Source organism: Arthrobacter sp. SPG23 (assembly GCF_000876655.1).
Classification (GTDB): domain Bacteria; phylum Actinomycetota; class Actinomycetes; order Actinomycetales; family Micrococcaceae; genus Arthrobacter.
The window spans coordinates 41221-60485 of the sequence record NZ_JYCN01000022.1 but is presented as its reverse complement, the minus strand read 5'-3'; the positions used below and the strand labels follow the sequence as shown (position 1 = coordinate 60485).

General features: G+C 67.1%; 20 protein-coding genes and 1 riboswitch. Of the genes, 9 read left to right on the top strand and 11 right to left on the bottom strand.

All coding sequences use genetic code 11. From position 1 onward, the window contains the following. Nucleotides 1-41 precede the first annotated feature (41 nt). The 3 genes from TV39_RS14465 to TV39_RS14455 are packed head-to-tail and all read right to left on the bottom strand — an operon-like array spanning nt 42 to nt 3167. On the bottom strand, nt 42-1169 hold the full coding sequence (locus TV39_RS14465; protein WP_043482754.1) for an Mrp/NBP35 family ATP-binding protein: 1128 nt from the start codon (nt 1167-1169) through the stop codon (nt 42-44). 11 nt (nt 1170-1180) lie between these two features. Further along, nucleotides 1181-1903: a DUF1003 domain-containing protein gene (locus TV39_RS14460; protein ID WP_043482753.1), complete on the bottom strand. Its 723-nt coding sequence runs from the start codon at nt 1901-1903 to the stop codon at nt 1181-1183. Further along, nucleotides 1884-3167, bottom strand: coding sequence for a magnesium transporter MgtE N-terminal domain-containing protein (locus TV39_RS14455; protein WP_011692630.1), 1284 nt, complete (start codon nt 3165-3167; stop codon nt 1884-1886). The genes TV39_RS14460 and TV39_RS14455 overlap by 20 nt, the downstream gene beginning before the upstream one ends. A gap of 76 nt (nt 3168-3243) precedes the next feature. On the opposite strand from TV39_RS14455, the gene TV39_RS14450 reads away from it, so the two are divergent. Beyond that, nucleotides 3244-4128 (top strand): general stress protein, encoded by an 885-nt coding sequence (locus TV39_RS14450; protein ID WP_043482752.1) that lies wholly within the window; start codon nt 3244-3246, stop codon nt 4126-4128. A gap of 60 nt (nt 4129-4188) precedes the next feature. On the opposite strand, the gene TV39_RS14445 is transcribed toward TV39_RS14450, so the two are convergent. After that, the gene (locus TV39_RS14445; protein WP_043482751.1) at nt 4189-5781 is read right to left on the bottom strand and encodes an aminopeptidase P family protein; all 1593 of its coding nucleotides are present in this window, start codon (nt 5779-5781) and stop codon (nt 4189-4191) included. Between the two features lie 109 nt (nt 5782-5890). Here TV39_RS14445 and TV39_RS14440 point away from each other — a divergent pair, with 109 nt between their 5' ends. After that, the gene (locus TV39_RS14440; protein ID WP_043482749.1) at nt 5891-6739 is read left to right on the top strand and encodes a PHP domain-containing protein; all 849 of its coding nucleotides are present in this window, start codon (nt 5891-5893) and stop codon (nt 6737-6739) included. Between the two features lie 57 nt (nt 6740-6796). Here the strand turns inward: TV39_RS14440 and TV39_RS14435 are convergent, their stop codons facing one another. From TV39_RS14435 to TV39_RS14425, 3 genes are all read right to left on the bottom strand, one after another. Further along, the gene (locus TV39_RS14435) at nt 6797-7669 is read right to left on the bottom strand and encodes a DNA-methyltransferase (RefSeq protein WP_043482748.1); all 873 of its coding nucleotides are present in this window, start codon (nt 7667-7669) and stop codon (nt 6797-6799) included. Between the two features lie 8 nt (nt 7670-7677). After that, entirely contained in the window at nt 7678-9432 is a 1755-nt protein-coding gene (locus tag TV39_RS14430) for a DEAD/DEAH box helicase (RefSeq protein ID WP_043482747.1), read from the bottom strand. A gap of 298 nt (nt 9433-9730) precedes the next feature. After that, nucleotides 9731-11197 carry an RNB domain-containing ribonuclease gene (locus tag TV39_RS14425; RefSeq protein WP_043482746.1) on the bottom strand — a complete coding sequence of 489 codons (1467 nt, stop codon included), beginning with the start codon at nt 11195-11197 and terminating at the stop codon, nt 9731-9733. Nucleotides 11198-11238: 41 nt separating this feature from the next. On the opposite strand from TV39_RS14425, the gene TV39_RS14420 reads away from it, so the two are divergent. Then, nucleotides 11239-11913, top strand: a complete 675-nt coding sequence (locus tag TV39_RS14420; RefSeq protein WP_043482745.1) for a ferritin-like domain-containing protein — start codon at nt 11239-11241, stop codon at nt 11911-11913. Here the strand turns inward: TV39_RS14420 and thiE are convergent, their stop codons facing one another. Next, nucleotides 11914-12615, bottom strand: coding sequence for a thiamine phosphate synthase (gene thiE / locus TV39_RS14415; protein WP_043482743.1), 702 nt, complete (start codon nt 12613-12615; stop codon nt 11914-11916). Between the two features lie 26 nt (nt 12616-12641). Then, nucleotides 12642-12761: riboswitch (TPP riboswitch) on the top strand. On the opposite strand from thiE, the gene TV39_RS14410 reads away from it, so the two are divergent. The 4 genes from TV39_RS14410 to TV39_RS14395 all read left to right on the top strand — a co-directional run bounded on the left by TV39_RS14410 (nt 12754) and on the right by TV39_RS14395 (nt 15518). After that, nucleotides 12754-14109, top strand: a complete 1356-nt coding sequence (locus TV39_RS14410) for an FAD-dependent oxidoreductase (protein ID WP_442853501.1) — start codon at nt 12754-12756, stop codon at nt 14107-14109. (Overlaps the previous riboswitch by 8 nt.) Further along, complete coding sequence (gene thiS, locus TV39_RS14405) at nt 14106-14342, top strand: sulfur carrier protein ThiS (RefSeq protein WP_043482741.1); 237 nt, start codon at nt 14106-14108, stop codon at nt 14340-14342. The genes TV39_RS14410 and thiS overlap by 4 nt, the downstream gene beginning before the upstream one ends. A gap of 5 nt (nt 14343-14347) precedes the next feature. Then, nucleotides 14348-15166 (top strand): thiazole synthase, encoded by an 819-nt coding sequence (locus TV39_RS14400; RefSeq protein WP_043483161.1) that lies wholly within the window; start codon nt 14348-14350, stop codon nt 15164-15166. Between the two features lie 22 nt (nt 15167-15188). Further along, entirely contained in the window at nt 15189-15518 is a 330-nt protein-coding gene (locus TV39_RS14395) for a 4a-hydroxytetrahydrobiopterin dehydratase (protein ID WP_043482740.1), read from the top strand. Nucleotides 15519-15536: 18 nt separating this feature from the next. Here TV39_RS14395 and TV39_RS14390 read toward each other — a convergent pair whose 3' ends face one another. Genes TV39_RS14390 through TV39_RS14380 form a run of 3 tightly spaced genes read right to left on the bottom strand, consistent with a single transcriptional unit; the run spans nt 15537 to nt 16852 of the window. Further along, a complete protein-coding gene (locus tag TV39_RS14390) occupies nt 15537-15839 on the bottom strand; it encodes a hypothetical protein (protein WP_043482739.1) in 303 nt (100 codons plus the stop codon). Nucleotides 15840-15889: 50 nt separating this feature from the next. After that, the gene (locus TV39_RS14385) at nt 15890-16114 is read right to left on the bottom strand and encodes a DUF3107 domain-containing protein (RefSeq protein ID WP_043482738.1); all 225 of its coding nucleotides are present in this window, start codon (nt 16112-16114) and stop codon (nt 15890-15892) included. A gap of 51 nt (nt 16115-16165) precedes the next feature. Beyond that, nucleotides 16166-16852, bottom strand: coding sequence for a TetR/AcrR family transcriptional regulator (locus TV39_RS14380; RefSeq protein WP_200891027.1), 687 nt, complete (start codon nt 16850-16852; stop codon nt 16166-16168). 66 nt (nt 16853-16918) lie between these two features. Between TV39_RS14380 and moeB the strand changes: the two genes are divergently transcribed. Together moeB and TV39_RS14370 are read left to right on the top strand one after the other, a co-directional pair. Continuing rightward, nucleotides 16919-18118, top strand: coding sequence for a molybdopterin-synthase adenylyltransferase MoeB (gene moeB, locus TV39_RS14375; protein WP_043482735.1), 1200 nt, complete (start codon nt 16919-16921; stop codon nt 18116-18118). A gap of 57 nt (nt 18119-18175) precedes the next feature. After that, on the top strand, nt 18176-19231 hold the full coding sequence (locus TV39_RS14370) for an SDR family NAD(P)-dependent oxidoreductase (RefSeq protein WP_043482734.1): 1056 nt from the start codon (nt 18176-18178) through the stop codon (nt 19229-19231). Nucleotides 19232-19265: the final 34 nt, after the last annotated feature.

Below are 19265 nucleotides of genomic sequence, written 5' to 3'. Positions count from 1 at the left end.
CCCGGTTTCGGCAGGCTCAATCACCGGGGCTGACGGCTCAATTACCGGGGCTGCAGGCCCAGCTTCATTCCCGTCAGCCCACGCGGCCTTGCCGCGAGCTTCCCCGCAATTTCCGTCAGTGCCTTGGCTGCAGGAGTCTCAGGCCGGCCCAGCACGATCGGCCGGCCGGCGTCACCGCCCTCGCGGAGCAGGATGTCCAGGGGCACCTGGCCCAGTAGCGGGACGTCGGACCCGACCGTTGCGGTCAGCCGCTCGGCGAGGACAGCGCCGCCGCCGCTGCCAAACAGTTCCATCCTGCCGCCGTCGGGCATTTCCAGGTAGGACATGTTCTCCACGATCCCTGCCACGGACTGACCCGTCTGCATGGCGATGGCACCCGCCCGCTCGGCGACGTCGGCGGCGGCGGTTTGCGGCGTGGTGACCACCAGGATCTCTGCTTTCGGAAGCAGCTGCGCCACGGAAATGGCGATGTCGCCGGTGCCCGGCGGAAGGTCAAGGAGAAGGGCGTCCAGGTCGCCGAAGTAGACGTCGGTGAGGAACTGCTCAAGGGCCCGGTGAAGCATGGGCCCGCGCCACGCCACCGGCTGGTTGCCCTTGACGAACATGCCGATGGAGATAACTTTCACGCCGTACGCCACCGGCGGCAGGATCATGTCGTCCACACGGGTGGGGGCCTGGTCGATGCCCATCAGGGCCGGGACCGAGAAGCCGTACACGTCTGCGTCGATGATGCCGACGCGCAGGCCCTGGGCAGCCATGGCGCAGGCGAGGTTGACCGTCACGGAGGACTTGCCCACTCCGCCCTTGCCGCTGGCCACGGCAAAGACCTTGGTGAGTGAACCGGGCTGGTTGAACGGAATCCCGCGCTGGCCGCCGGGTCCGCGGAGCTGCTCTTTCAAGGCGTCCCGCTGCTCCTGCGTCATGACTTTAAGCTCGACGGCGACCGCGGTCACTCCGGGGACCGCGGACAGGGCGGCCGTTGAGTCCGCGGTGATGGTGCCGCGAAGCGGGCAGCCCGCAATGGTGAGCAGCACAACGAGCCGGACCCGGCCGTCGTCGGTGATATCCACCGACTCCACCATGCCGAGTTCGGTGATGGGGCGGCGCAGTTCGGGATCGATGACAGTGGCCAGTGCAGCGTCCAGTGCCTGCGCCAGGGGGGTGCTCATACGGTCGGTGCTCAGCTTTCGGGGGTATTTAGGTGCGCAGGGTATCCGGGATGTTCCGGCCTGACCCTGGGGATCTGCTGGGTCCGCGGGTTGCGCTGCTTGTCGCGCCGTTCCTTCAGCCGCTCCTTGACCTTGTCCTTGGGCGACTCGTGGCTGCCGGCACCGGACGGGTCATGCGTGCGGAGTTCTTCCTGCGCCTCCAGCATGTCCTCCAGGAGGCTGCGAAGTTCGGCACGGACGTAGTCACGGGTGGCAACTTCGCGCAGTGCGATGCGCAGCGACGCCAGTTCCCTGGTGAGGTACTCGGTATCCGAGAGGTTCCGCTCGGCGCGCTGGCGGTCCTGCTGGAGCGAGACCTTGTCCCTGTCATCCTGGCGGTTCTGCGCGAGCAGCAGCAGCGGAGCGGCGTAGGAGGCCTGGAGGGACAGCATCAGGGTCAGCAGCGTGAAGCCGAGTGCCCGTGAATCAAACTGCCATTCAACCGGGGCCCAGGTGTTCCAGCCCAGCCAGAACACACAAAACACCGTCATGTAGAGCAGGAACTGCGGCGTGCCCATGAAGCGGGCAAAGCCCTCGGTGGCATGGCCGAAGGCGTCCGGGTCAGGCCGGAAATTAGGCAGGATGCGCTGACGGCCGCTGAGGGGCGTGTCGAGGCCGCCTTTGCCGCCGCCCTTACCGCCCGGCCGGGCAGTGGAGGTTCTGGGTGTGCTGTTATCAGCCAACGCGGCCTCCAAGCTTCCTTATCGGGGCGTCGTCCTCGTGGGCGCGCCAGTCATCCGGGAGTAGGTGATCCAACACGTCATCAACAGTCACCGCCCCCACAAGCCGACCGTCGCTGTTTACCACGGGGAGCGAGTTGAGGTTGTAGGTGGCCAGGGTACGAGCCACCTCGCTGATGTGCGCCTGGTCCGAGACCGGTTCCAGGGTTTTGTCCACGAGGTTGCCCAGCGGTTCCGGCGGCGGGTAGCGCAGCAGCTGCTGGATGTGGACGACGCCGAGGAAACGGCCGGTCGGCGTCTCCAGCGGAGGCCGGGCAATGAAGATCGACGAGGCCAGGGCAGGGGAGAGTTCCTCGCGGCGGACGTGGGCGAGGGCCTCGGCGACGGTGGCCTCTGGCGGGAGGATGACCGGGACCGGGGTCATCAGACCGCCGGCGGTGTCCTCGTCGTACTCCAGTAGGCGGCGGACGTCTTCGGCACCCTCGGGTTCCATGAGCTGGAGCAGTTCCTCCGCCTGGGCGCTGGGGAGTTCGGCGAGGAGGTCGGCGGCGTCGTCCGGGTCCATTTCCTCCAGCACGTCGGCGGCGCGGTTGACGTCGAGGGCGGAGAGGATTTCCACCTGGTCACCTTCGGGCATCTCCTGGAGGACATCGGCCAGGCGCTCGTCCTGGAGTTCGCTGGCGACCTCGAAGCGGCGCTTATCGCTCATTTCCTGGAGGGCCTCGGCGAAGTCGGCAGGCTTCAGGTCCTCGTGGGTGGCGACGAACTGGGTGGCGGCCTGCGGCTCCGTCTTGGCGCCCTGCTGCGCGTCTGCCCAGTCGATGATCATGGTCTCGTTGCGGCGCAGCCGGCTCAACGGGGAGAGGGAGTGGCCGCGGCGGACGAAAAGCTTGCTGACAAACCAGTCGCCGGAACGGTGCTTGTCCATCGCGATGTCCTCGATGGTGGCGTCGCCGCTGCCATCGGCGAGGGTCACGCGGCGGTCGAACATCTCAGCCACCACGAGGGTTTCCGCGCCGCGCTGTTCGAAGCGGCGCAAATTGACCAGGCCCGTGCAGATGATCTGGGTCTGGTCGATTGAGGTGATTCGGGTCATCGGCACGAAGACGCGCTTCTTGCCGGGTACTTCCACGACGATGCCTACCACGTGCGGGGCGCCCCGGGTGCCGCGGGAGAGCACGACGACGTCGCGCAGCCTGCCGAGACGGTCGCCCAGGGGGTCGAAAACATCCAGTCCGAGGAGGCGCGCAACAAACACCCGCGAAATATTTGTGCTCACCACTACAGGCTACCGAGTCTGCTCTCTTTTAGCTGAATTTCAGCCCGCTCACAGCCGGATGGGCAAGAATAGAGGTATGTCAAACATTTTTGGTGCCCCCAAGGCCGGTGTCCCGAACGGGCCGGACGAGTTCCGCACGGTTCCGGCCGGGGACACCGTCGGTTCGTATTCCTCCTACCTGGACGCCCAAAAGGCGGTGGACTACCTGGCAGACCAGCAGTTCCCCGTCCAGCTGGTGTCCATCGTGGGTAACGACCTGAAGATGGTTGAGCGCGTCACCGGCCGGCTGAGCTACCCCCGGGTCGCTTTGTCGGGCGCACTGAGCGGAATGTGGTTCGGCCTGTTCGTGGGCGTCATGCTGTCCTTCTTCTCGCCCACCGGCGGCTACTTCTCGATCGTGACCTCAGTGCTCATGGGTGCGGCGTTCTTTATGCTTTTCGGCATCGTGACCTACGCCATGCAGCGGGGGAAGCGCGACTTTACCTCCACGAGCCAGGTGGTGGCCACCAACTACGACGTCGTCGTGGCCTTTGAGGCATCCCATGAGGCCCGCCGCATGCTGCAGCAGCTGCCCATGACCACGTCGGATGCCTCCGCCGGGGCCGCATCCTACGGTCAGGGGGGCTACCAGAACCAGCCGTTCCAACAGCAGGGGCCGGAGCACGGCCCGCAGCAGGGATCCGGTCCCCAGCGCCCCGCGGGCTGGAGTGATCCTTACGGCCAAAAAGCGCCAGAGGCCGGGAGCCAGCCGTCCACGGGTGCGCACGCTGCGCCCGCAGCGGGCCACGGGCCGCAGGCCCCCGCCGGTGAACAGGGCCAGCACCGGGCCGTGCCAACACCCGCAGTGCGCTACCCGGACCTCCCGGACGGCCGGCCGCAGTACGGTGTCCGGGTGAGCGACGCCCCCAAACAGGAGGACGCTCCCAGGCAGGAAACCGCCGAGGGCGGCAACCAGCATTAGCCCCGCTACACCAAGGCCTCCGTCCGGAAGAATCCGGACGGAGGCCTTTGTGTAAGCAGCTTACGGCTGCGGGTGCTCGACTTCCTGGTAGATGCCCGCCATCCAGGCCTCGACGTCGTCCGCCTTGCGGGGAAGGGCGGCGCTGAGGTTGACGGGGCCGTCGGCCGTCATCAGGATGTCGTCCTCGATCCGGACGCCGATGCCGCGGTATTCCGCCGGAATCGCGAGGTCTTCGTTCTTGAAGTACAGGCCCGGCTCGATGGTGAACACCATGCCCGGGGTGAGGACGCCGTCCAGGTAGAGCTCGCGCTTGGCCTGGGCGCAGTCGTGCACGTCGAGGCCAAGGTGGTGGCTGGTGCCGTGGGGCATCCAGCGGCGGTGCTGCTGGCCCTCGGGGCTGATGGCTTCCTCGACGGAGACGGGCAGCAGGCCCCATTCGGCCAGCCGCTCGGCCAGGACTGTGGTGGCGGCCGTGTGGATGTCGCGGAACTTGGTGCCCGGCTGAGCCGCGGCGAAGCCGGCGTCCGCGGCGTCCAGGACAGCCTCGTAGACCTTGCGCTGGACCTCGGTGAACGTGCCGTTGGCGGGCAGGGTGCGGGTGACGTCCGCAGTGTAGAGGGAATCCGCCTCAACGCCTGCGTCCAGCAGCAGCAGTTCGCCGGCGTTGACCTTTCCGGTGTTCCGCGTCCAGTGCAGCACCGTGGCGTTGTTGCCCGAGGCCGCGATGGTGTCGTAGCCCAGCTCGTTGCCCTCTTCCCGGGCACGGGCAAAGAAGGCACCCTCGACCACACGTTCGCCGCGCTGGTGCGTCAGGGCGCGGGGGAGGGCCTTGACCACTTCGGTGAAACCTTCCACCGTGGCGGCCACGGCGATCTTCATCTGCTCGACTTCCCACGCATCCTTGAGCAGACGGAGTTCGGAGAGGGCCTCGGTGAGCTTCTCGTCGAGGGCGTCCAGCACGCCCAGGTCCAGGTTGTCCGGATCCTTGGCGGTGTTGTAGCGGGCCGTGTCCACCAATGCGTCGATGTTCTCATCCACCTTGCGCACCAGCCGGATGGAGATGCCGCCAATTTCGGGGGCGCCCACGTTCTTGGTGATGGCCAGTTCGAGCTCGTCGATGGGAGCCGTGGGGAGGCCCAGCCGGCGCTCGAATTCTGCCAGCGTCGGGCGGGCGCCGATCCAGAATTCACCCGAGCGGGAGTCTGCATAGAACTGTTCGGTGTCCCGGCCGGCAAGGGGGCGGAAGTAAAGAGTGGCGCGGTGGTTCCCGCCGTCGTCGCCCTTTCCTTCTTCAACCGGTTCGAAAATGAGCACAGCGTCGGGCTCGTGGTCGAGGCCCAGGCCCGTCAGGTGGGCAAATCCCGAGTGGGGGCGGAAACGGTAGTCGCAGTCATTGGAGCGGACCTTCAGCGGCCCGGCAGGGACTACCAGGCGTTCGCCTTTGAACAGGCCGGAAATGGTCCGGCGCCGGGCGGCGGCGTGATCGGCAACGGCGTCCCGGTCCGGGAGCTCCTGTGCCGAGGGCGCCCAGTTGCTGGCCATGAAGGCCTTGAAGGCGTCGGAACTGGGCCGCTGCGAGCGGTTGTTGACGCGCTCTTCGAGGGGCTGGTTTGCTGTCGTTTCACCGGTGTAGGTGTTGTCTGCATCGTTCACCGTCCCATAGTCTCACCAGCGGCGTGGCCGGGGCCACCGAACCCTGCACCGGCCACTCCACTGACCACTGCGCCGGCCGTCCACGCCGGCCATCAACTAGGCTGGGCAGGTGAGGATTGATCTGCATGCCCACTCGAATGTTTCCGACGGCACGGAGGCGCCCGCAGCGGTGATGGCGGCCGCCGCAGCTGCAGGACTGGATGTGGTGGCCCTGACCGACCACGACTCCACCGACGGCTGGGCTGAGGCATCCCGGGCTGCCCGGGCCGAAGGGGTTGCCCTGGTGCCCGGCATGGAGATTTCCTGCCGGACGGAGGAAGGCATCAGCGTCCACCTGCTCAGTTACCTCCACGATCCGGCGCATCCCGGCCTGCTGGAAGAGATCACCAAGGCCAAGGACGCGCGCCTCATCCGGGCCGAACGCATGGTCACCCTCCTGGCAGAGGATTACCCGTTGAGCTGGGACGACGTCATCCACCATGTGGCGCCGGGTGCAACGCTGGGACGGCCGCACATCGCCGACGCCCTGGTGGCGGCCGGGGTGGTCGCGGACCGGACCGAGGCCTTTGCCTCGATCCTGACATCGCAGTCCCGGTACTTTGTCCAGCACTACGCCCCGGATCCGGCCTTCGCCGTTGCACTGGTCCGGGAGGCGGGAGGCGTGCCCGTGTTCGCCCACCCGGTGGCGTCCGCCCGCGGAAGGGTGGTGGGCAGGCACACCTACCTGGAAATGATCGACGCCGGACTGGCCGGCCTGGAAATCGACCACCGCGACAACACTGAGCGCGGCCGGACCATGCTCCGTGCGCTCGCTGAAGAGCACGGCCTGCTGGTCACGGGCTCCTCGGACTACCACGGCACCGGCAAACCGAACCTGCTGGGCGAGAACCTCACGGCACCCGAGGTCCTGGCGAGGATCGAAGAGCAAGCCAGCGGAACCGCCGTCGTCCGCCCCTAAACCCAAGTAGGTAGCAGCAGGTGTCGTTTTGGCCGCCCAAACGACACCTGCTGCTACCTAGTTGGGCGGGAACGAGGTGAAGGTAGCGTGCGCTCCCAGGCGGTCCGTCATGACGTCGATGGCCGGCTGGTTCTGGTCCACGCAGACGAATTTCCGGCCTAGTTTGGCAGCCACGGCACCCAGGGTGCCGGAGCCGGCGAAGAAGTCCAGGCACCAGTCGCCGGGCCTGCTGGAAGCGGCCACCACGCGGCGGACCAGGCCCTCGGGCTTCTGCGTCGGATAGCCGGTCTTCTCCTTGCCGGTGGGGGACACGATGGTGTGCCACCAGACGTCGGTGGGCAGCTTGCCGAGCTCCCGCTTTTCCGGAGTGACCAGTCCGGGCGCCATGTACGGTTCGCGGTCCACTTCAGCGCTGTCGAAGTGGTACTTGGCCGGGTTCTTGACGTACACCAGGATGTTGTCGTGCTTGGTGGGCCAGCGGAACTTGGCCCGGGCGCCGTAGTCGTACGCCCAGATGATTTCGTTCAGGAAGCATTCCCGGCCGAAGATGGCGTCCAGCATCACCTTGGCGTAATGGACTTCCCGGTAGTCCAGGTGGAGGTACAGGGTGCCGTCATCGGCCAGCAGCCGCCACGCCTCCACGAGCCTGGGTTCCAGGAAGGACCAGTAGTCGCTGAAGGCGTCGTCGTATTTGTGCAGGGCGCCTTTGATCGTGTCGTAGGAGCGGCCCTTGAAGCCCACGCGGTCGCCGCCGCCGTCCGCGTTGCGCACCATGGTGGTCTGCTGGCGGCTTTGGGCCCGCCCCGTGTTGAACGGGGGGTCGACGTAGATGAGTGTGAAGGCGCCGTCCGGCAGCGTGGGGAGGTACTCGGCGTTATCCGCGTGTACCACCAGGTTGCTGCCGTCCGGCGCCCAGACGGTGTCAGTCATTGAGGGGTTTAGGCCTCGGCGTTGCCAGGCTGGGTGCCGTCCTGGCGTGCGTTGCCGCCGCCCACCACTTCGCCGTTGCGGCGGCGAGTGCGGGTCCGGCGGCGGGCGCGGGTTGCCCTGTCGACCTCGGCCGGTGCGGATGCCGCAGCGGCCACGGGGGCTGCCTCGGCCGCCGGAGCGGCTGCCGCAGTGGTGTCGGAGGAACGACGGCGGCGGTCACCTGAGCGTCCGCCCTCGCGTCCGGCGCTGTCCCGGCTGCTGCCGGCTTCGCTGCGGCGGGAATCGCGTCCGCCGGAGCGGGCGCTGTCACGTCCGCCTCCGGTGCTTCCGCCGCGGGCAGTGTCGCGTCCGCCGTCCCTTGCGCTGCCGCGCCCGGTCTTCTTTCCGGTTTCGCCGAGGTCCTCCAGGACCTCCGCGTCCACGCCGGCAAGAACGCGCTTGTCGCGGGGCAGGCGGCCCTTGGTGCCTTCCGGTATGTCCAGCTCTTCATAGAGGTGCGGCGATGAGGAATAGGTTTCCACCGGTTCCGGCACGCTCAGCCCCAGGGCCTTGTTGATCAGGCCCCAGCGGGGCATGTCGTCCCAGTCGACGAAGGTCACGGCGGTGCCCTTGTTGCCGGCGCGGCCGGTGCGGCCCACGCGGTGCAGGTAGATCTTTTCGTCTTCGACGCACTGGTAGTTGATGACGTGGGTGACATCGTCGACGTCGATGCCGCGGGCGGCGACGTCGGTGGCCACGAGGACGTCAACCTTGTTGTTGCGGAAGGCCCGGAGAGCCTGCTCGCGTGCGCCCTGGCCGAGGTCGCCGTGGATGGCGGCTGCGGCGAACCCGCGGTCCACCAGTTCCTCGGCGACCTTGGCGGCGGTGCGCTTGGTCTTGGTGAAGATGATGGTGCGGCCGCGGCCGCGTGCCTGCAGGATGCGGGCCACAACTTCGATCTTGTCCATGCTGTGGGCGCGGTAGATCAGCTGACGGATGTCGCGCTTGGTGAGGCCCTCGTCATCCGGATCGGCGGCACGGATGTGGGTGGGCTGGGTCATGTACCGGCGTGCCATGGCGATGACGGGGCCGGGCATGGTTGCCGAGAACAGCAGGGTCTGGCGGACGGCCGGGGTACCTGCAATGAGCGTTTCGACGTCCGGCAGGAAGCCGAGGTCCAGCATTTCGTCGGCCTCGTCGAGGATGACGATCTTGACGTTCTTCAGGCTCAGGTGCTTCTGCTTGTACAGGTCGATCAGGCGGCCGGGGGTCCCGACAACGATCTCGACGCCCCTCTGCAGGGAATCCACCTGGGGCTCATAGGCGCGGCCGCCGTAGATGGTGGCAATGCGGGCATTGCGCTTGCGGGCTGCGTTTTCCAGGTCCTTGGCAACCTGGACGGCAAGCTCGCGGGTGGGCACGATGACCAGGGCCTGCGGGGCGCCCGGGACTGCCAGCTTGTCGAAACCGGGGTCGTCGCGTCCCACGACACGCTGCAGCGCGGGGATGCCGAAGCCCAGGGTCTTGCCGGTGCCCGTCTTTGCCTGGCCGATGATGTCGTGGCCGGCGAGGGCCACGGGCAGCGTCATTGCCTGGATGGGGAAGGGGTGGGTGATCCCGGCGTCGGCCAGGGACTCCACGATGTCCGCACGGACGTTGTAGTCAGCGAAGGATTTCTCCGCGATCTCGTGCGGCTTTTCGTCCGAGATGATGGTCTCTTCCGGCTCGATCGTTTCGGTGCCGGTGTCGTCGGTCAGAAGTTGGTGCGTGTGCAATTCACTCACAGGGGAGTTTCCTTATTCATTTGGGCATTGGCGCTGCTTGCTCAACGGGGCCGGCCGGGAGGCCGTTCCGGAGCACGCTCGGGCGCGCAAGCAAATCCAGTGGAAGCCGATCGCGGGCTATCTAAATGCTGGCACTGGGACCAGCGGGCGTATCTCAAGATCGCGTAGGGGCGGGCTTGTTGAATTCAAAAATCATGGAAATCAACGACCGGGCATCCATTACTACCCCCTCAGTCTAGCTGTTGACGGCAACCACCGCCGACTGACGCCCCGGACGCAGCACACAATCAGCCTGCAATCACTCCACCAGTTCCAGCCGGATCACGCGCGTGTGAATGTCTGAAGAGATGAGCCTGACCCGGACCGTGGTGCCGGATTCGAGTTCGCCGGGGCACCGGGCCGTCACCGCGGGGTCTGCGATCTGGATGATGCCGGACGGTCCGTTGCCGTTGCCGCCGTTCCCGTTCGGCTTGCCCGGTTTCGACCCCGAGATGACCACGGCGTCGAACTCCTGCCCGATGTGGTTGACGAGCAGGGCGGCCTCCACCGTATCCAGGGCCAGCCGTTCCATCCTGGCCGCCAGCTGGTCCGAGGCTGCCATGATTTCCGGCAGGGACGGCAGTGCCTCCCGGGCCCAGTCGGGGACCGCGGTGCGGTTGCTCAGCGCCTCGCAGATCACCAGGACGAAGCGGTCGATCAGCCGTCGCAGCGGTGCCGTGGTGTGCGCATAGGCGGCCCCGATGGCCGACTGGATGGCATCCGCGGGCACTGTGCCGTCAAAGGGCGTATACCCGGCGCCCCGGAACAGCATTCCCGCGGAATGCAGGATGGCCAGCTGCCGGGGGTGGGTGGGATCAAGCGACCGCAGGTACTCGCCATAGCTCGCCTCTCCGTCCCACGGTTTGCCGAGCGCATGGGTCTGCCGCTTGAAATGAAGAAGGGACCTCTCGTCGGGGGCGGGCATGGTACGCAGGATCCCCACCTTGCCTTCGAGCATCAGGTCAGCCGCGGCCATGCCGGTCATGAGGGAGATCTGGGCGTTCCAGTCTTCCACCGGGAGGGGTGGCGCCGCCACGATGCGGTAGCCGCCGTCGGGCAATTGTTCGATTTCCTGTTCCGGCATGTTCAGGCTGGCGCCGCCACGCAGCCTCTCGAGTTCCACCCGCTTGAGGCCCACCTCCCGGAGGAGCTGGAGGACGGGGGTGGCACTGCCGGAATCCAGCTCGGCCTGGACGCCCTTGTAGCTGAGTTTCGCCCGGCTCCGGATCCTGGCCCGGCGCACCAGCACTGATTCCACCCTGGCTGCCGTGTCCAGGTCGAACTCCCACACGAAAGCGGCGCACAACTGGCCGGCAAGCAGGCTGCCGGCCTGCTCGCTGATGACTTCCGGGTGAAGCGGAATCCGACCGTCCGGGGCGTAGAACGTCTGCCCCCGGCGGCGCGTCTCGGCGTCGAGCGACCCGCCCGGTGCCACGAAGGACGGCACGTCGGCGATGGCGTAGAAGACCTTGTACCCGTCGCCTGACCGCTCGATGAAGAGGGCCTGGTCCAGGTCGGTGGAGGACGCAGGATCTATGGTCACAAAGCCCACATCGGTGAGGTCCAGGTCCGGCATCTTGTGCTCCGCGATGGCCGCCAGCGCGTCCTGCAGGACATCCTCGGGAAAGGGTCCGGGCAGCTCCAGTTCCGTGCGGAGCGAATTCAGCGCTTCGGCCAGCCGGTTGGTCTGTTCATGGACACTTGGAGTCAGGCGATGATGTGACACGAAAGTCAGATTAGCTCGATTTGCGCCATTAGTCTTGGACGATGAGCTCAACCCCGGCTGACACCGCTGGTTACAACCGCTTCGTCGCAGACCTGTTCGGAATGATGGCCTACGGAGAGCTGTCAGCTTTCGAGAGGTTCTCCGCTGACGCGCGGTATTCGCCCACTCTCCACGACCGTGCCGTGCTCGGCAGGATTGCCGTGGTGGAGTTCCGGCACTACGAACTGGTGAGCGCCCGCCTCGAGGCCATGGGGATCGATGCCGAGGACGCCATGCTGCCTTTCCAGGCAGCCGTGGACCATTTCCATTCGCGGACGCGCCCGGCCGACTGGTACGAGTCACTGATGAAGGCCTACGTGATCGACACAGTCTCTGCCGACTTCTACCGGGCCATCTCCCGCTACGTTGACGCCGGCACGCGCGAACTCATCGAACAGATCCAGGCCTCCGATGAGACAACGGAGGTTCTCCGTGAACGGCTCAGGGGCGCCCTCGCCGATGATCCCAGGCTCGCTTCCAGGCTGGCTCTGTGGGGCCGGCGGCTGCTGGGCGAAGCACTGACCCAGGCACAGCGCGTCAGCTACGAGCATGCGTTCCTGGGAAGCCTGATCGGCGGCGAGGACAGCGCCGCAGCCAAGGAACAGGTCAGCGGGCTGATCGCCGGCCTCGCGGAGAAGCATGCCAAGCGGATGACGCAGCTCGGCCTGACGGGATAGTCAGGGGGCGCCGGCGTCGAGCGCTGCCAGCAGCGACTGCGCGGCCGCGGCGGGGTCGTCGGCCTCGGTGATGGCCCGGACCACCACGATGCGCCGCGCCCCTGCATCAACCACCTGCTCCACATTGCCCAGGTCGATGCCGCCGATAGCGAACCACGGCAGCGGCCCGTCCCCGGTCTCGCCGGCAGCTGTTGCGGCAGTTGTTGTGCCGGCGGCCTGCGCCGCGTACCGGACCAGGTCGAGGCCGACGGCGGCGCGGCCCGGCTTCGTGGGAGTGGCCCACACCGGCCCGACGCAGAAGTAATCCAGTCCGCCGGGACCGCGGGATGCGCCGATGGCGGCGTCGATCTGGCCGGGGCTGTGCGTTGACAGGCCGATCACTGCTTCATTGCCAAGGAACTTCCGGGCCGAGGCCAGGGGGAGGTCCTTCTGTCCGACGTGGAGCACCGGCGCGCCGGAGAGCGAGGCGATGTCCGCGCGGTCGTTGACTGACCAAAGACGGCCGTGGCGGCGGGCTGCGGCCTCCAGCACCTCGAGCAACTCGAGCTCTTCGGCCGCTTCCAGGTTCTTGTCCCGGAGCTGGATGATGTCAACGCCGCCGGCGTAGGCGGCATTGACGAAGTCGGCGAAATCGCCCCGGTCCGTGCGGGCGTCAGTGCAGAGGTACAGGCGGGCGTCGGTCAGGAGAGCTTGCTCGGTCATGGCTCAAGCCTAGTTCCCCTAAACTGGGTGGGTACCGCGGGAGCCCGCCGCAGCTGTCACAAAGCTGCCGGGCTGAGAGGGCGTCAGAGCCGACCGCTTGACCTGATCCGGTTAGTACCGGCGTAGGGAAGGATGACAATGACCCCGCAATCCCCAACAGGGCACCCTGCCACGCGGAGCCGCGACGAGCGCAGCCCGGACATCCGCGCCGACGTCGCCGTGATCGGCGGGGGAATCATCGGCCACGGCATCGCCTGGGAGGCCCGGCAGTCCGGCAGGTCCGTGGTGATCATCGACGACGCACCGGGAACGGGGGCGAGCTGGGCCGCCGCGGGCATGCTGGCGCCGGTCAGCGAACTTCACTACCAGGAGGAGGACCTCCTGGAACTCATGCTCCACTCCTCGGGGCTATGGCCGGCCTTCGCGGCCGGCCTGGAATCCGCGGGTGCTTCCCGGGAGCCCGGCGCCGGCGGCTCAGGCACCGGTTACCTCACGACGTCGACCCTCGCCGTGGGCGCCGACGCCGCCGACCGCCGGGCGCTCGCCGACCTGCGCGGAGTCCAGCAGTCCAGCGGCCTCACGGTGGAGCCGCTGACAGTCAGGGAAGCCCGGGCACGGGAGCCGTTGCTGAGCCCTGGAATATCCTGCGCCTTCGAGATTCCGGCCGACCATCAGGTGGATCCCCGCAAGCTCCTTGCCGTGATCTCGGATTCCCTGCCGGGGTCCGTCGTACGTGAGCGGGCCGCCGGCCTGCTCCGGGAGGACGGGCGCGTCATCGGCGTCAGCCTGGCTGGAGGAGGCACCGTGCACGCAGGCGAAACCGTCATCGCCAACGGGCTGGAATCCGCATCGCTGGGCGGTCTGCCATCCGGGCTTCAGCTGCCGCTCCGCCCCGTGTACGGCGATATCCTGCGCCTGCGGGTCCCCGCCTACCTGCAGCCCCTGGTGACGTCAACAGTCAGGGGGATGGTCCATGGAGTTCCCGTTTACATCGTGCCCCGGCAGGACGGCACCGTGGTGATCGGGGCCACACAACGCGAAGATGCGCTCTCCGGAGCGGGCACTGAAGCTGCCGCTCCCGGGCCTGCAGGAACCGCAACACCGGCAGGTTCAGCCGTTTCCGCCGGGGGCGTGTACCAGCTGCTGCGCGACGCGCAGGTACTGGTTCCCGCCGTCGCCGAACTGGAACTGCTGGAAGCCACGGCGAGGGCCCGTCCGGGAACGCCGGACAATGCGCCGCTGCTGGGCCGCGTAGCGGACGCCGCAACCGGCCGGGATGTTGGGGGGCTCATCATCGCCACCGGATTCTTCCGGCACGGCGTGCTGCTGACTCCTGCGGCAGCGTCCATCTGCAGGCAGCTGATGGACGGCGACGCCGATCCTCGCTGGGCACCGTTCCGGCCCGACCGGTTTTCCCGCCCTGCGGCAACACCGGCAACGCGGGCAACGACCGCGCACACCGTCACAATTGACCCGAACAAGGAAACAGCATGAACATCACACTGAACGGCACCGCACATGCGGTGGACGACGGCGCGTCCGTCACGACGCTCGTCAGCCAGGTCACCGGCCGGAATCTCGCTCCCAACGGGCAGGCTGCCGACGGACAAAAACTGGGCGTTGCGGTAGCGCGGAATTCCGAGGTGGTGCCGCGCAGCCAGTGGTTCGTCACGGCACTCGCCGAGGGCGACGACGTCGAACTTGTTACCGCAGTACAGGGAGGTTGAGCATCATGGCAGGAACAACGGTTGCCGGTGCGGCAGGGACGGCGCAGCAGGCGGCGGATCCCTTCATTGTGGACGGTGTCGCGCTGGGATCGCGGCTGATCACGGGCACCGGCGGAGCGCCCAGCCTCGACGGACTGGGGGCGGCCCTGATCGCTTCGGGCACGGAGCTGACCACGGTGGCCATGCGCCGCTACTCGCCGGCCGAAACAGGCTCGCTGTTCCAGCTCCTGGTCGACCACAACATCCGGGTCCTGCCCAATACGGCCGGCTGCTTTACCGCACGGGACGCCGTGATGACGGCGGAACTCGCGCGGGAGGCCCTGGAGACGGACTGGGTGAAGCTGGAAGTGATTGCGGACGAGCACACCCTGCTCCCGGACGCCGTGGAATTGGTGGACGCCACCGAGCAACTGGTGAACCGGGGGTTCAAGGTGTTCGCCTACACGAATGACGACCCCGTGCTGGCGCTGCGGCTGGAGAACCTCGGCGCCACCGCTGTGATGCCGCTCGGGTCACCCATCGGCACCGGGCTCGGGATCCTGAACCCGCACAACATCGAACTCATCGTCTCCAGGGCATCCGTTCCCGTGGTGCTGGACGCCGGTATAGGCACGGCATCCGACGCCGCGCTCGCCATGGAACTGGGCTGTGACGCGGTGCTGCTGGCAACGGCAGTGACCCGGGCGCAGAACCCGGCGATGATGGGGGAGGCCTTCAAACACGCCGTCATCGCAGGTAGGCTGGCGAGGGCGGCAGGACGGATTCCACGCCGCGAGCACGCTCTGGCGTCCTCGGCCATGGAAGGCCGGGCGGAGTTCCTGTAGGCGGACCATCCAAGGAGCAGCGGTGACCGGCAAGGAAGACATTCTTACCCAACCCCAGATCGACGCCGCTCTGGCGGAACTTCCGGACTGGCGGTACCGGCTCGGCGGGCTGGTTTCCGTCTTTAAGACGCCGACGGCGGCCGCTGCGCTAGAGCTGATTGCCGCCGTCGGGCGCCTGGCAGAGGAACAAAACCACCATCCGGACCTGGACTGGCGCTATAACAGGGTGTTCATCCGCTTCACTTCACACGACGCCGGCACCCAGGTGACGCAACGTGACGCCGCCGCCGCCGCGGCCGTCAGCCGGGCAGCCGCTGCTGTGTCGGCGGCAGCGGAGCCCGGCAAAGCCTAAGCGCCCGAGCCGCAGCAATCAGAGCCGCAGCGCGGCTGTGAGTTCCTTCGTGTCATGCAGGGCACGCTTCCGGCCCAGGTACACCGCGGCGGCGAGTGCCGCCCCGGTGCCCAGGACCATAGGCAGCACCCACGGAATCCACGTCAGGCCGGGCTGGTAACCAAGTCCTGCTGCCATGAAGATGATCCAGCTCAGCATTCCCACGGCAGTGGCCACGCCCGCAGGCACGGCGATGCCGTACTTCGCATGCCGCCGGTCGTTGGCCCAGACAACAAAGCCTGCGGCCACGGTGACGAGGGCCACGATTACCAGGGAAAGCATTCGGCGAACTCCTTGCTGCAGAGCGGGACAGGTCCAGGTGAAGCGGCGGCCTAGAGCTGGCCGAAACCGACGCGGCGGGCTTCCTCGGCACCGATTTCGACGTAGCCCAGGACGTTGGCGGGAATGATGACCACACGGCCCTTTTCGTCAGTCAGGCGCAGCTCGGCGCCCTTGGCGATGGATTCCCCAACGAGCTTTGCCACATCGTCAGCATCCTGAGCCGATTCCAGCACAATTTCGCGGCCAATGTTCTGAATGCCGATCTTTACTTCCACAGCGAGGCCTCCCAGCCAATCAAAGTTCTAAAGGTGTTCTCTATTTGTAGTCTAGGTTTCCTTGGGGAAGCGCGAGATTCCGCGCCAAGCTAAACGATAGATCAGGTCGCTGGCCACATCGAGGTCCAGGTTCCCGTCGGTTTCGAGCCAGTACCGTGCACTGACCTGCGCCATGCCGGCAAGTCCGCGGCCCAGCAGCTGGGCCTCCAGCATGGGGAGCTTGGTGTCCTCGGCGATGACCCGCGCAATGGCGTCGGCAAAAGCCTTGTTGAATGTTTCGAGCCTGGAACTGACGTCGGTGTCATTGATCAGGTCCGATTCAAACACCAGGCGGTGCGCCTGGTCATCGCTGGCAATAAAGCGGTAGTAGGCGCGCATGACCGCCTGGACGCGCTCGTCGTTGTCGTTGGTGGAATTCAGTGCGCCCATCATGAGATCGGTGAGTGCGCTGAGGTGGCTGTCCAGCAGGGCAAGGTAGAGCTCGCGCTTGGACGGGAAGTGCTGGTACAGGACCGGCTTGCTGACATGCGCGGTTTCAGCAATTTCGTCCATGGCGGCGCCGTGGTACCCGTTGGCCACAAAGACTTCCTGGGCGGCGGCCAGCAGCTGGGCGCGGCGTTCGTCACGCGGGAGCCGCGCCGAACGCGCACCGCCGGCCCGCGTTTGTCCCGCGGCTGCCTTCCCGGCGTGTGTCCGATCAACCGGTGCATGATGAACCACTGTTGGCCTTCTTTCCATTGCAGTTACCTACACTTTACGCGCGGGTAATATGACCTTGCGGCATCTTCGGGCATACATTGAAGTATGGCTTCCACGTTCACCGCAACTGCTGTCCCTGCAACCCTGGATCCGCTCGTGGAACCGGCTGATGCCCTGACCGCCGAAGAGGTGGAGCGGTACTCCCGCCACCTCATCATTCCGGAGATCGGCACGCTGGGCCAACGCCGGCTCAAGAACGCCAGGGTACTGGTCATCGGGGCCGGGGGCCTGGGCTCGCCGGCACTCCTCTACCTCGCCGCGGCGGGGGTGGGAACCTTGGGAATCATCGACGACGACGCCGTTGACCTGAGTAACCTGCAGCGGCAGGTCATCCACGGCGTCGCGGACGTGGGCCGGTCCAAGATCGAGTCAGCCCGCGACTCCATTGCCGCGCTGAACCCCCTGGTAGACGTCCGGCTCCACAACGTCCGGCTCGACGCCTCGAACGCACTGGAACTGTTCGCCGAGTACGACCTCATCCTGGACGGCGCGGACAATTTCGCCACGCGCTACTTGGTCAACGACGCCGCAGCCATCCTCGGAAAGCCCTACGTGTGGGGCTCCATCTTCCGCTTCGACGGCCAGGTAAGCGTGTTCTGGGAGAAGCACGGGCCCAGCTACCGCGACCTCTACCCGGAGGCGCCGCCGGCCGGCTCGGTGCCGTCCTGCGGCGAGGGCGGCGTGTTCGGGATGCTGTGCGCGGCCGTGGGGTCCCTCATGGTGACCGAAGCGGTCAAGCTGATCACCGGCGTCGGGCGTTCCCTGCTGGGGCGCGTGGCGCTGTTCGACGCCCTCGGCGGCAGCTGGCGGGAGATCAAGGTGGCACGCGATCCGGCGGCCGAGCGCATCACGGAACTTACTGATTACGAGGCGTTCTGCGGAATAGTTCCGGAGGAAGCCACGGCCAAGGAGAACACTGTGACGGCCACGCAGCTGGCCACCATGCTGGCATCGCGCACAGCCGGGCTGAAGGACTTCGACCTCGTGGACGTCCGGGAGCCGGGTGAGCACGACATCGTCAGGATTGACGGGTCCGTCCTCATCCCGCAGGGAAGGATCCTGGCAGGAGAGGCCTGGACGGAGCTGCCCCAGGACAAGGACATTGTGTTCCACTGCAAGGCGGGCACACGCTCGGCAGCCGTCCTGGCCGCGGCCCGCAAGGCGGGCTACCAGCGGGTCAGCCACCTCGACGGCGGTATCCTCGCCTGGGTCCGGGAAGTGGAGCCGGGCAAGCCGGTTTACTGAGCGGATCACCGGGCAGCCGACTGAACAGCCGAACCACCGCCCTAGGAAGGCCCCGGCATGAACCAGGACCACAGCAGGACCCCGCAGCGAAAGACGGGCTCCGGATTCGGCAAGGAGTCGACGGCCGCCGACGTCATTGCCGGCGTCGACCTTAGCGGGAAGACGGCCATTGTGACGGGCGGGTATTCCGGCCTCGGGCTGGAGACGGTCCGGGCGCTGGTGTCCGCCGGGGCCCGCGTCCTGGTCGGGGCCCGAAGGCCGGACCACGCACGGCAGGTGCTGGAGGCCGCCGGGATTACCGCCCGGGAGCCGGGCTCAACAGCACGCTCACCTGCTGGCTCAACGTCGGGCGGGAGTGTGGGCGTGGCCGCCCTGGACCTGGCCGACCTGGCCAGCGTGACAAGCTTCGCGGACGGCTTCCTGGCCCTTGGGTCCGGGGGCTCCGGCGCGGGCCTGGACATCCTGGTCAACAACGCCGCAGTGATGGCCTGCCCCGAGCTGCGGGTCGGCCCCGGCTGGGAGTCCCAGTTCGCCACCAACCATCTGGGGCACTTTGCCCTGGCCAACCTGCTGTGGCCCGCGCTCTCGGCCGGGGAGGGCGCCAGGGTGGTGTCGCTGTCCTCCACCGGACACAAGCTCTCGCCCGTCCGCTTCGACGACATCAACTTCGACACCGGCTACGACAAGTGGAAGGCCTACGGCCAGGCCAAGACCGCCAACTCGCTCTTTGCCGTGCACCTGGACTTCCTCGGCAGGGACTCCGGCGTGAGGGCATTCGCCGTGCATCCGGGCGGCATCATGACTGAACTGCAGCGCCACCTGCCGCGCGCCGAGATGGTGGCCGCCGGCTGGATGGATGACCACGGTAACGTCGATGCCCGGTTCAAGACACCGGAACAGGGCGCCGCAACGTCCGTGTGGGCCGCAACGTCCCCGGCGCTGCGTGGCATGGGCGGGGTGTACTGCGAGGACTGCGACATTGCGGAACCCACCCGGACCGGAAGCCCTGAAGCGCGGATCAGGGGAGTGGACGCGCACGCGGTGGATCCGTCGGATGCCGCGCGCCTGTGGACGCTCTCGGCGGAGATGACCGGCGTAAACGCCTTCGGTTGATGCTTTTGCCGGGTTGATGCTTTTGCCGGGCGGG